This is a genomic window from Marivirga tractuosa DSM 4126 (genome assembly GCF_000183425.1).
Taxonomy (GTDB): domain Bacteria; phylum Bacteroidota; class Bacteroidia; order Cytophagales; family Cyclobacteriaceae; genus Marivirga; species Marivirga tractuosa.
This window is the reverse complement of record NC_014759.1, coordinates 2,500,403-2,513,084: the sequence shown is the minus strand read 5'-3', so window position 1 is coordinate 2,513,084 and position 12,682 is coordinate 2,500,403. Positions and strand designations below refer to the sequence as shown.

11 protein-coding genes are annotated in these 12,682 nt (G+C 35.9%); 8 read left to right on the top strand and 3 right to left on the bottom strand.

The window, feature by feature from the left end:
* Window positions 1–2 precede the first annotated feature (2 nt).
* The gene (locus FTRAC_RS10645) at window positions 3–1,025 is read left to right on the top strand and encodes a carboxypeptidase-like regulatory domain-containing protein (RefSeq protein ID WP_185094393.1); all 1,023 of its coding nucleotides are present in this window, start codon (window positions 3–5) and stop codon (window positions 1,023–1,025) included.
* Window positions 1,026–1,190: 165 nt separating this feature from the next.
* On the opposite strand, the gene FTRAC_RS10640 is transcribed toward FTRAC_RS10645, so the two are convergent.
* Window positions 1,191–4,145, bottom strand: a complete 2,955-nt coding sequence (locus FTRAC_RS10640) for a glycosyltransferase family 117 protein (protein ID WP_041649746.1) — start codon at window positions 4,143–4,145, stop codon at window positions 1,191–1,193.
* A gap of 314 nt (window positions 4,146–4,459) precedes the next feature.
* Here FTRAC_RS10640 and FTRAC_RS10635 point away from each other — a divergent pair, with 314 nt between their 5' ends.
* The 3 genes from FTRAC_RS10635 to FTRAC_RS10625 all read left to right on the top strand — a co-directional run bounded on the left by FTRAC_RS10635 (window position 4,460) and on the right by FTRAC_RS10625 (window position 7,818).
* On the top strand, window positions 4,460–5,134 hold the full coding sequence (locus FTRAC_RS10635; RefSeq protein WP_013454253.1) for a hypothetical protein: 675 nt from the start codon (window positions 4,460–4,462) through the stop codon (window positions 5,132–5,134).
* Between the two features lie 158 nt (window positions 5,135–5,292).
* Complete coding sequence (gene truA, locus FTRAC_RS10630) at window positions 5,293–6,036, top strand: tRNA pseudouridine(38-40) synthase TruA (protein ID WP_013454252.1); 744 nt, start codon at window positions 5,293–5,295, stop codon at window positions 6,034–6,036.
* Between the two features lie 9 nt (window positions 6,037–6,045).
* Window positions 6,046–7,818, top strand: a complete 1,773-nt coding sequence (locus FTRAC_RS10625; protein ID WP_013454251.1) for an ABC transporter ATP-binding protein — start codon at window positions 6,046–6,048, stop codon at window positions 7,816–7,818.
* 4 nt (window positions 7,819–7,822) lie between these two features.
* Here the strand turns inward: FTRAC_RS10625 and FTRAC_RS10620 are convergent, their stop codons facing one another.
* Complete coding sequence (locus FTRAC_RS10620; RefSeq protein WP_013454250.1) at window positions 7,823–8,275, bottom strand: hypothetical protein; 453 nt, start codon at window positions 8,273–8,275, stop codon at window positions 7,823–7,825.
* A 135-nt stretch (window positions 8,276–8,410) separates the two neighbouring features.
* Between FTRAC_RS10620 and FTRAC_RS19790 the strand changes: the two genes are divergently transcribed.
* Window positions 8,411–8,566: a hypothetical protein gene (locus FTRAC_RS19790; RefSeq protein ID WP_013454249.1), complete on the top strand. Its 156-nt coding sequence runs from the start codon at window positions 8,411–8,413 to the stop codon at window positions 8,564–8,566.
* Window positions 8,567–8,803: 237 nt separating this feature from the next.
* On the opposite strand, the gene radA is transcribed toward FTRAC_RS19790, so the two are convergent.
* On the bottom strand, window positions 8,804–10,168 hold the full coding sequence (gene radA / locus FTRAC_RS10615; protein WP_013454248.1) for a DNA repair protein RadA: 1,365 nt from the start codon (window positions 10,166–10,168) through the stop codon (window positions 8,804–8,806).
* Window positions 10,169–11,318: 1,150 nt separating this feature from the next.
* On the opposite strand from radA, the gene FTRAC_RS10610 reads away from it, so the two are divergent.
* Genes FTRAC_RS10610 through FTRAC_RS10600 form a run of 3 tightly spaced genes read left to right on the top strand, consistent with a single transcriptional unit; the run spans window position 11,319 to window position 12,680 of the window.
* Window positions 11,319–11,693: an ArsR/SmtB family transcription factor gene (locus tag FTRAC_RS10610; RefSeq protein WP_013454247.1), complete on the top strand. Its 375-nt coding sequence runs from the start codon at window positions 11,319–11,321 to the stop codon at window positions 11,691–11,693.
* Window positions 11,690–12,340, top strand: coding sequence for a mercuric transport protein MerTP (gene merTP, locus FTRAC_RS10605; RefSeq protein ID WP_013454246.1), 651 nt, complete (start codon window positions 11,690–11,692; stop codon window positions 12,338–12,340). The genes FTRAC_RS10610 and merTP overlap by 4 nt, the downstream gene beginning before the upstream one ends.
* Window positions 12,341–12,347: 7 nt before the next feature.
* The gene (locus FTRAC_RS10600; protein WP_013454245.1) at window positions 12,348–12,680 is read left to right on the top strand and encodes a heavy-metal-associated domain-containing protein; all 333 of its coding nucleotides are present in this window, start codon (window positions 12,348–12,350) and stop codon (window positions 12,678–12,680) included.
* The last annotated feature ends 2 nt before the right edge of the window (window positions 12,681–12,682 follow it).

Here is a 12,682-nt window from a genome sequence, read left to right as displayed (position 1 = left end):
ACATGGTACCTAGACCCCAATGTGATATTTTTATTAAAAGACTAGAAAAAATAATAAAAAATATCCTAATGATTGGCTTGATATGCTTCCTTCCTAATTATATCCAAGCCCAAATTACAGAGGGGATAATCAAAGACCATGAAAATCGAGCAATACCTTATGCCCATGTTTATTTTCAACAATCCAAGGTTGGAACTTACAGTAGTGATTCTGGACAATTTGAATTACAACTGCAAAAGCTTGATAAAAAAGATACGCTGATTATTAGTCATGTAAGCTTTGAAACGCTAAAAATTCCATACAAAAATCTGGAAGTCTTTAACAGTATTACTTTGCATTCGAGAAAAAAGGAGCTTGAAAGCATTGAAGTCTACTCATTAACCCCAATAGAAATATTTATCAAAATAAAAAAAGAAACTAGCCAAGCTCTATCTGAACAAAAAAACAAAAATTATTATGAAATTTATGAAGCCTCATTAAATGACCAAAAAGCATGGGAGCAGTTACGTTTAATTGAGTATACAAGAGAAGATGATATAGTAAATGTAAGAGATAGCCAAATTAAACTTAATAGTTATGACGTTGAGTTAACTAATACTATGGGAAGTTTATCCTTTTCATATGGTAACCTAACTGATTTGTACAATTCCATTTATTTTAATCATTTGCTTTTTGAAAACTTACTGAATGATGAAAAAATCCACTTGGATTTTTCTAATTATAGAGGCAGTTCTAGGGTAGATACCCTTTACATAATGGAAAAAAGTGAAAAGTTGGGATACTTATGCTACGATATCAAAACTAATTTAGCTTTAGAATTACATTTTGACCTTGCAAAAAGTGAAAGTTTACAAGCAAAAAAACTTGTATTCAAGTCGCTTTTTAGAATAGCAACAAAACGTAAACTTAAATCTATTGATAAGCTAGAGATATATCAACAGTATCATCTTTTGAGTAATGGAAAATTAATACCAAAAAATCTTAAAATGAATTTTGAACTGATGGGAAAAAAAGAGGGGTATTAGAAAAGTTTCTTTATCAAAAAGCACTGTATCAAAAACAGCTTTTAAATCATAAGGGAGAACCCTTAAATATGCAACTAAATATTGAGCGTAATTAAAGTGTTCTTTTTAAAAGATAAGTAAAAAAACCACTCCAATTTTAGAATGGTTTTTTTTACCTATTGAATATCACATCCTCTCATAAAGTACTCTAAGTTGATCTTGGTATTCTACCGCTTGTTCATTCATTCCATATTGTCGCATGATTTGGACAATCTGACTTAAAATTGCAAAGCTAATCTGTCTTTCTCTGCCCATATACATCAATTCATTATTCACAAGATACTGGAATTGCTCATAGTTTTGCTCCCATAAAATATTGATGATTTCATTAGCTCTTTCTTCATTTCCAGTTGCTAGGTAAACTTGAACATAATCTAATGCCGTCATATCATACGGTACAACTTCATTTGGTACTTTTTTGATAATGAAATCAATCACTTCAAGCGCTCGCTTTTCATCACCTTCTGCCACCAATGATTTGGCCAGTGCAGTATAAACAGAGCGATGATTTAAGAAGAAATTTCTATAATTTTCATTATAATAAACATCTGGATCAGCTGTATTAGTGAAATGGAAGTCATTCATCAAATTCTCATACATCACTTCTGTATTGACAAATTCAGATTGAACATCATTCCTTTCAATTGGTAACAAACGGTATGTCAATCCTTCTTGGATTACATACTTTCTTAAATCCATTTTGATACCATTCAGTGAGGTAGTGTTGAAATAAATTGGTCGCTCCCAATTATTTTCATTCATGATGTCCAATATCATCAGGTCTTTCTTTTCCAATCCATTACCTTTCACATTCCAAACCATTCTATCTACTAGCATATCTTTTTTATCTTCAGGAACAATACCCAAACTTTTGACATGCTCAGTATCGACTTTCAAGCTTAATTCTTTAGAAGGAAGCATGTTGTAGCTACCCACTGAAGTCGGTACCTCTAGGCTCTTATTATTATTTCTGATTAAACTTAAATATCGATCAATAGGAATTGCGCCCGATATACCTGTGTTGCCCATATAAGGTAAATAATCATTTTTACCACCCTGCGCTACTTGTTCTTCACTTAAAGTTAATGGCAATGGTTTAGAATCATAAGCGTTCTGACGCATTTGATTGATGTACCAATCTGTATTAAAGTAACTTAAAACGATTACTCTAACATCAGTTCTAAAGCCTTCTACTTCCTGCACAAACCAGAGCGGGAATGTATCATTATCTCCACCAGTAAATAGGATTGCATTTGGCTCACATGATGCTAAGTAATTTCGAGCTGCATCAACTGAGAAATATCGATCAGAACGATCGTGATCATCCCAACCTTCAGATGCCATAATACCAGGCACAATCAAACAAATCACTCCGGCTACAACACCTGCAACTTTTGGTTTTTTGAGGGCTCTTTCTATTAAGGAGGCCACTGCCAATACACCAAAACCTATCCACATAGCAAAAGCATAATAAGAACCGGCATAAATATAATCTCTTTCACGAGGCTCGGTTGCTGGTGAATTTAAGTAGAGAATTAAGGCTATTCCTGTTAAGAAAAAGAATAAGCCCACCACACTAAAGCCTTTCACGTCCTTTCTATATTGGAAGAATATGCCAATTAAACCTAAAATGAAGGGAAGCATATAAAAATTATTTCTCGCCTTATTCTCTTTCATTATTTCAGGCATTTCACTGGTGTCTTGAAACATGGTTTTCCAGCCAGCACCTTCAATATCACTTTCCCTTCCTGCAAAATTCCACATCAAGTAACGGAAATACATGTGACCCAACTGGTAGCGAAATAGGAATTTGATATTGTCTGCAAAGTTTGGCTTTTCATTTTGACGCAAACCTGTCCACCTTCTATATTCTTCCGGATGACCGGGAGCGCCACTATACATCCTAGGAAAAATAGTGGTTCTTTTAGGATCGTGCTGAGTTGTGATTTTATAATCTGTAACTTCATATTCTTCTTCACCTTTGCTGTAAACAGCCTCTCCCTTGTCTTGTGAAACAACTTCAGCATCAAAATACTGGCCATGAATTAAAGGTCTTGATCCATATTGATCCCTATTTAAATAAGATAATAAGGTCATTACATTTTCAGGATTATTTTGATCGATCGGAGGATTGTAATTGGATCTAATTAAAACGATAAAGTAAGAAGAATACCCAATCAGAATAAATGTAAAGGCTAAAAGGAATGTGTGAAGTGTTATTTTTTCATTTTTAACCGCATAATAAATTCCATAGGTAAGTCCACCAATAATTAATAATCCAAATATTAAAGCACCTGAACCAAAAGGTAAACCAATAGAATTAATAAAGAAGATTTCAAATTTACCAATCAAGTTAGGAACACCTAAAATGATAAATTGCCATATGACGATAAGGATTGCACTACTGATTAATAGCGCAAAGAAAATTCCTTTGAAGGTTACATTTTTATATTTTTTGAAATAGTAAATCAATCCTAGCGCAGGAAGCGCCACTATGTTTAATAAGTGAACTCCAATTGAAATACCAATGATATAAGCAATCAAAATTAACCATCGGTTTTCTGCAGATTCATCTTCAATCAAATCCCATTTCAACATTGCCCAAAATACTAAGGCAATTAAGAAAGAAGACATGGCATATACCTCTGCCTCTACTGCTGACCACCAAAATGAGTCCGAAAAAGTAAAGGCCAAACTACCAATAGCTCCTGCTGCAATAATTTTTATAGTTTGAGCCGTATTTGCTTCTCCAACTTTAACCTTCATGATTTTATGAGAAAGCAAGTTGATAGACCAAAACATAAAAAGAATGGTAAACCCGCTACTCAAAGCCGAAACAAGGTTTACCGCAAAGCCTACCGACTCTACATCACTGCTGGCAAACATGGAGAACATCCTGCCAACAAGTAAGAAGAAGGGAGCTCCTGCTGGGTGTGGAACTTGCAATTTGTAGGCACTTGCAATAAACTCTGCACAGTCCCAAAAGCTGGCTACTGGCTCTAAAGTGAAGATATAAACGGCAGAAGCGATCAAGAAAATGATCCAGCCACTGATGTTGTTAATCTTTTGATATGACATCATAAATAATTTTGTTTTTATAACAGAGGCGAAAATAAGAAATTTCATGCTTTCGGGCATTAGAACGATACGATTAATTCAGGATTGTAATGAGTAAGCCTAATATTTTGATGCTACAATCTTAGTTATTTTTAATAAATAGAGTAAGTAAATATCTCGATTAGACATTTTTAAGTTATGAAATATGCCCACTTAAGCACCTTTAAAGCCACATTCTAAAAAAAATAAAAAAACAGGTAACAATTTTAAAAATGCTTGATCTGTTAGTGAATCAGGCAACGAAGCTTGGTTTTATTTAAACTATAAATTTTAAAATCATGAAAAATTTAACACTAACGCTGATTGCGCTAATCACTATTGGTTTAATGATTAGTTGCCAAGAAGAGGAATTGAAATTACCGACTAAACCAGATGGTAATGAACCTGAAACTGAAAGTCAACGAGCTCAATATGCTTACTATGGCTGGATTGACATTGACATAGATCTGCCAGCCATTAGAGGTCTGGTTAGGATTTATCCCGTTGGACCTTGTGAAGATGAATTTGGAAATAGCATCCCTTGCGACCCAGTTTCTGAAACTATTGTACCATGTAGATTTCCAAATGGCTTTTGTAGAACAATAATAGTGACTGGAAGTACCTCAGGAGGTGGAGGAAACGGAGATCCTGTTGAAATCAATTCAGGTGATATTGGAATTGTCAATATTGCTCTTGATAAGAGGGATGCTCCAAGTTATAAGGAAGTTTTAAAACAGCTGAAGGAAGATGAAGAGGTACAATCTGATGATAAAGAAAGCCTAGCAAAAGCCATTGTAAATACCATAAGCTTTGCAGAAGACAGTCCTTTATCTGATAAGTTGGTTGAGCAATTCCGGGAAAAATCGAAAAATTCAGAATTTAAAAGAATGATGATTTTAGCTGGGGATTATGAGATTCAATACAATGAAGAAAACCCTTATGGTTACATCAAGGCTTATGTTAAAGTCTTGTAAAAACTAACACCATATTTGTAGGTTGAGTTTAAAGTCTTTGGTTTAGCACAGCGTTAACCAAAGACTTTTTTTATACATGGTTCGATAATTTTAAACAGATAGAATCAATATTATTATCTCACTCCTATAAAATCCCTTAAATTTGCTTTTCATTTTTTATGAGATATTTTTTCACCATAGCATATAAAGGCACACAATATCATGGTTGGCAAAAGCAGCCCAATGCCATTGGTGTTCAGCAGAAAATTGAAGAAGTTTTCTCGACCATACTAAACCAAAAATCAGAGATTGTAGGTAGTGGAAGAACGGATAGTGGCGTGCATGCTACCGCTCAAGTATTCCATTTTGATTATTCTGGAGAGTTGGATCCACTGCAATTGGTATTTAAAGCCAACAAAATGCTTCCTAAGGACGTAGCTTTAAAGCATGCGAAGCTTGTGAAAGAGGAAGCCCATGCTCGTTTTGATGCTGAAAGCAGAGCTTATCAATATCATATTGTGACTGAAAAAAATCCATTTGCTATTGATCAAGCTTATTTTTTTACTCAAGAGCTGGCAATTGAAAAAATGAATTTGGCAGCAGAAAAATTGTTAAACTATCAAGATTTTGAAAGCTTTAGCAAAGTGAAAACAGACGTTTTTACGTTCAACTGCAGTATATTCGAAGCCATTTGGAAACAAGAGGTAGATTCTTTGGTTTTCCACATCAAAGCAAATCGGTTTTTGCGAGGAATGGTACGAGCTATTGTCGGTACATTATTGGATGTGGGCCAACATAAAATAAGCATAGAGAATTTTGAGGAGATCATAAAAGCTAAAAACAGAAAATCAGCGGGGAGAGCAGTTCCGGCTCATGGCTTATATTTAACCGAAGTTCAATATCCTAAGGATATTTATTTATAAAACAAGGTAGTGAAGAAAGACGATATAAAAAGTGGAAATATAATTGATACTAGTGTCCTGAGGCGCTTGTACAAATTTGTTAAGCCCTATCAAGGTCGCTTCTACTTTTTAGTGTTTCTAACCTTAGCTTTGGCAGTATTAGCTCCAGCCAGGCCGTTTGTTATTCAAAAAGCTATAGATAACCCCATTGCACAGGGAGATTTTCAGGGGCTGATAAACATGACTTTGATTTTGGTCGGTCTACTAGTTATGCAAGCCATAGTACAATACGGCCACACTTATTTATCTGGTTGGTTGGGTCAATATATCATTCGTGATATCCGGATTAAACTTTACCGCCACCTTCTGAACTTACGTTTGAAATTTTTCGATAAAACACCGATCGGAAGATTAGTTACCCGAAATGTATCCGATGTGGAAACGCTTTCCGATGTGTTTAGTCAAGGGCTTGCCGCCATGATTGGAGATATTCTTCAAATCCTTTTTATACTGGGGATGATGTTTGCCATGAGCTGGAAACTTACATTGGTTTCTCTGGCCACTTTGCCATTACTATTCTTAAGCACTTATATTTTTAAAGAAAAAGTGAAAGTTGCCTTTAATCAAGTAAGAAATGCAGTTTCAAATTTAAATTCCTTCGTGCAGGAACATGTAACGGGCATGTCTATTGTTCAGATTTTCACCGCTGAGAAAAGGGAATATGAGGAATTTAAAAAGATCAATATGGAACATAAAAAAGCCAATATTCGCTCTGTTTTATATTATTCCATTTATTTCCCTGTAGCGGAAGTAATTCAAGCAACCGGAATAGGATTATTGGTTTGGTATGGTGCCAAAGGCGTAGTTAATGAAGTAGAAACCGGCATTACTTTAGGTATGTTGATTGCTTTCATTCTCTATATTCAAATGTTTTTCAGACCTATCCGCTTGATTGCCGATCGATTTAACACTTTGCAAATGGGGATTGTGAGTTCGTCCAGAATTTTAAACTTATTGGATAACAAAGAGAACATCCCTAATAGCGGAGATTATGCACCTGAAAAGGTTAAAGGAGACATTTCATTTAAGAATGTGGAATTTGCCTATAATGAAGAAGATGTAGTATTGAAAAATATTTCATTTGATGTAAAAGAAGGTCAATCTGTTGCTTTAGTAGGTGCAACAGGGGCCGGAAAATCATCAATCATTAATTTGCTAAGCAGATTTTATGATATCCAAAAAGGAGAAATCACATTGGACGGGAAAGATTTGAAGGATTATGATTTATATGCACTACGCCAAAATATAGGAGTGGTTTTGCAAGATGTTTTTCTCTTTTCGGATACTATACTCTACAACATCACTTTAGGAAACCCGGATATAAGCCTAAAGGAAGTGAAAGCGGCAGCTGAACTAGTGGGGGCAAGAAAATTCATTGAAAGGTTACCTGGTGGCTATGACTATAATGTGATGGAAAGAGGAGCAACATTATCAGTTGGGCAAAGGCAACTAATCTCCTTCGTTCGAGCAATGGTTTACAATCCTAAAATTATTGTTTTGGATGAAGCCACATCTTCTGTGGATACGGAAACAGAGGAAATGATTCAAAATGCGATAGAGAAAATGATGAAAGGAAGGACCAGTATAGTGATAGCTCATCGATTATCTACCATACAGGAAGCCGACAAAATAATTGTTTTGGACAAAGGTGAAATCAAAGAAACAGGTACACACCAAGAGCTTCTTGAAAAAGGTGGATTTTATCATCAATTACATAATATGCAATATAAAGAAATGTCCTAGTAAGCTATTTCTCCTTTTGATCTAAATCTTCGTAAAATTCTCTTTCTCTATAAGGATGTTTAATACCAAGTGCAGAAATTAAAATTGTCTCAAAAGCAGGGCCAAGCCAAATAAGTAAAATACCCGTTCCTCCTAAAATTAAAGACTCACTGTAAAGCGCATCCATGTTTTGGATCCAGAATAGGGCATGCAGAATACTAGTGATGATGCGAAGAATAAAAGTCCATCTTTTACGCCATGTGATGATGATCAAAGTATTTTGCAAAACAATAAGTAAAGCAAATACCAAAACGTAATCATTAAAAAACCAATCTAGAAATAGGTTCTCAAAAACTGTTCTTTTTGCTTCTTCACTAAAGAAGGATTCAAATAGAAAAAGCGATTGATAAACCCCATAAAACAATAAAATCTGAGCTAAGCTGATGGCAAGACCTACAAAAATTCTTTTTTTGAGCATAAAATTTAGTATTAAAACCAAAAGATACGAAAAGGCAGGAAATTCACAAAGCAATTAGTTTTATCGATGTTTATGATATTTAGCAAAGACAGCTTTTTTTAAGAACTAATAGATTTGATTCCCGTATTTTAATGTATGGATAAGGAAACTCAATTTAAAAGAAAGGAGAAGTCTGAAAATATAACTCCTAAAAAAAAGGAGCAAGAAAAGCCTAAAAAAGAAGAAGAGGAGAGAAACGGAATTATTCCAGAAGGGATGGATTTTAAAAAGTTCATGGGTTGCGGGGGATGACTTTCTTTTTAAGAAGTAAAAATAATCAAAAAACCTGCTAAGCCCTCGGGACGGTTGAAGGCTCCATCCGACAAATGGAACCACCGCTATTGTAATTGCCCATAGTATCGGTCAAAGGCCATTAATTTCATATTAAATTTTCAGTGAACCGGATTATTTAGCATTTCAAATCTATTTTGTAAAAGTATTTACTGATAGGAGTTATATCTTTAATCAGAAGACCTTAGAATTCAATTTTCACCCAAATAAATAGCTCACTACCTCACTAAGCTGACTAAAAGTTTTGATTTCTATACTGTAGCGAGAAGTGTCTACTCCTTTCATGCTAAATTTGGAAACCAATATTTCTGTAAAGCCTAATTTTTCTGCTTCCGCTATTCTGTTTTCAATACGGTTTACAGCACGAATTTCTCCACTTAATCCAACTTCTGCGGCAACGCAAGTTTTGGAAGACAAAGGGATTTCCTCTAAGGAAGAAATAATGGCTACGCAAACTGCCAGGTCAATAGCGGGATCTTCGACTCGAACTCCTCCTGCAATATTTAGGAACACATCTTGAATGCCTAATCGAAAGCCTCCTCTTTTTTCCAAAACTGCCAGCAACATGTTCAATCTTTTGTTGTCATAACCTGTTGCAGATCGTTGGGGAGTACCGTATGTAGCAGGGCTTACCAATGCTTGAATTTCAATTAGAAGAGGGCGATTACCTTCCAAAGTAGCACCAATTGCAGTTCCGCTGCTGTTCTTATCTTTCTGGGAAATTAGTATTTCGGATGGATTACTAACTTGACGCAAACCGTTTTGCATCATTTCATAAATTCCCAATTCATTGGTAGAACCAAATCTGTTTTTGGTGGTCCGCAAAATACGATAAGTAAGATGCCGATCCCCTTCAAATTGCAATACAGCATCTACCATATGCTCCAGAACTTTAGGTCCAGCAATTGCTCCATCTTTTGTAATATGTCCAATCAAAAATACGGGGATTTTATTTTCCTTAGCAAATCGCATTAATTCAGCGGTACATTCTTTCACCTGACCAACACTACCTGCAGCAGATTCAATTTTTGGGGAATGTAAAGTTTGAATAGAATCAATCACCAGCAAATCAGGCCCTAAAGCTTCCACTTCCCTGAAAATATCAGCAGTATGGGTTTCGGTCAGAATAAAGCAGTTTTTGGAATCATGTTCCATTCTATCAGCTCTCATTTTAATCTGCTGAGCACTTTCCTCACCGCTTACATATAAAACCTTAAGATTAGAAAGTTGAAGGGCAATCTGAAGCATCAAAGTAGATTTTCCAATACCGGGTTCCCCGCCAATTAAAACCAATGAACCAGGTACAATTCCTCCACCTAAAACACGACTTAGTTCGCGATCAGCTACTTTGATTCTGGCTTCACTAGTACTTTCTACTTCTTGTATCGCTACTGGTTTATTGGCTCTTTTGCTAGATGATTGATAGCCACTTGAGGATTGCTCTTTGGTGATTACCTCTTCCACGAAGGTATTCCATTGTCCGCAAGAAGGGCATTTCCCAGCCCATTTAGGTGATTCGTGTCCGCATTCCTGACAGAAATATGCTGATTTTACTTTAGCCAATTGTTATGAAATTAAAATAATAGATTCAAAAAGAAATAAAAAAAGGAGCTGAATAAGCTCCTTAAAGTTATAGGGCTCAACAATAAAGTTTGAACACTTGTTTAAAAAGGTTTGAACATAATTTTTAGACTTTGTTTAAAAAAGTTTGAACAAAAAATCTTAACTATAGGAAATGAATCAAAGGTATTAGTTACTAATTTAGACTTATAATAAGATTTTTTCAAACATTAACATTTCAAAGCTAATAAATACTTGCGAAATATTTATCCCTAAATAAAATCACGATTTAAAATCCTTTCCAATTACTATTTAAACCCAATTTTTTTGAGGTGCTTTTGAAGCATTAAATTCTAAGAAATGCTAAAGCTACCTTAAAAAGGCAAGTTAGACATTATAATGCCGAAAAACAGAAACAAAAGCTAGAGGCGGGGCGTATTTTCTTACTTTCACTCATCCTGCAGTTCTGGGAGTATACCCGAAAAGTGCTTTATCTAGATTTAGTGTTTTCAGAGCCGGAAGAACGATAAATCCTCAAACTGGTCTGGGAGAAGACTTACGGCAGGATTCAAAGGAATGGCACAGAAAAAGAGTGGCTCAATTACCAAGGAACAGCATTTAGCAGAATCAACACAGTGGCTCGTTGGCTGACGAGAAGCCCCTATCACCGGATACCCAAACCCCACCCCTAGTTTCATCCCATCAATGATCGCAATGGTTTCAAAAAAATCCGGCAGTAGTAAATGAAGCAGGTAACGCTCAAAATAGGAATCCGTAATCAGCTGCTCCTACAACAATCCTTTTTCATTCCTCGAACCATAATTAATCACTGCTTTCACCAAAGTATTTTTATCCGGAGTACTGGCGGTGACCTGCTATAACTATGCCGAGCTATTTGTTGGAAAAGTGGCAGAAAATCTGCTATCAGCTAGAAGAAAACCCGTTTACAAACCTAAAAGCCACACTGTAAACGGGCAAGATAGACATTTCAAATGTTTGCAATGTGGCAGAGGCTTACACTCTCAAAAGGCATTGAACTGGCATACGAAGTTGCATTAAAGTTATTTTTTTGAAATTCACTTTATTTAAGCAATTGCTTAAACTTTTATTTCTTATCTTCGTTGTTTAAGTAGTTGCTTAAATAACTAGAAGTATGAGTAAATCGTGTATCAGAGTTTTTGCAGATGTTGAACAGATCAAACAGTGCAAAGAAGAAATTAACAGAGTCGCACCATCAATAACTACGGCAGCTAAGGCATTGAGACTGTCGGGCAATGAAGTCCGATTAAAAATTCTGTACCTGCTTAACAAAGAAACCAGACTTTGTCCCTGTGACCTGAGCGACATTTTGGAAATGACCGTACCTGCCATTTCCCAACATTTGAAGAAATTGAGAGAAGGTGGGCTTGTAACAAGTGAGAAGGTGGGGCAAACCGTGTTCTACTTTTTGGTAGAAGGTAGTATCCAGATCATAAGACATGTATTAGAGAGCTTGTTTATTGACAATAAGAAAGAACCAATATCATGAGTAGTTCAAACCAATCAAATACCTCATCAAAAAACATTGGAGCCGGATTGTTAGTGGCATTCACTTCTTCACTATGCTGTGTCACCCCTGTTTTTGCGACACTCGCAGGCATAGGAGGCATTGCATCGTCCTTTTCATGGATGGAGCCATTCAGGCCTTATTTAATAGGTCTTACAGTTTTGGTGTTAGGGTTTGCCTGGTACCAGAAATTAAAGCCAAGGACACAGGAAGAAATTGAATGCGCTTGCGAGGACGATGAACAGCCCACTTTTTGGCAGTCTAAGAAGTTTCTTGGAATCGTTACCGTCTTTGCTGTATTGATGCTTGCTTTTCCGACTTATTCCGGCATCTTTTTCTCTGACAATAGCAATACATCCAATGTTATCGTGGTAAGTGAAAATGATATTCTGAATGCTGAGCTTAGTATCAAAGGCATGACCTGCACCGGTTGTGAGCATAGCGTGAATGCAGCACTTAATAATAGCGAAGGCGTTCTCGAAGCTTCTTCTTCCTACGAAAACGGTATTGCATTGGTAAAGTTTGATCAATCAAAAGTATCTGTTGAGCAATTGGCAACTGCGGTGGAGGAAGCCACTGGCTATAAAGTCACTGGCAAGAAAATTATAAAAGAAGTAACCTTAAATTAATAGAAAAATGAAACCCATAATTTTCAGCCTAGCATTCATCTTCTTGCTTGCAGGACATGGAATGGCACAATCTGCTGATCCTCAAAAAACAGTCAAAACTATTCAGAAAAGTGAGACAGTTAAGCTCAAAGTCACCGGGCTCACCTGTGCCGGTTGTGCCAGTCATCTCTACAAGGTTTTGAAAGAAACAAAAGGGGTGATTGACAACTCAGTGCAATATCCCGGAGATATAGCTGTAGTGGATTATGACCCCAAACAAACCCAACCTGAACAGCTTATTGCAGCAATTGAAGAAAAAACAACCTATAAAGCAGAAGTACTAAAACCTAAAATCGATTAATA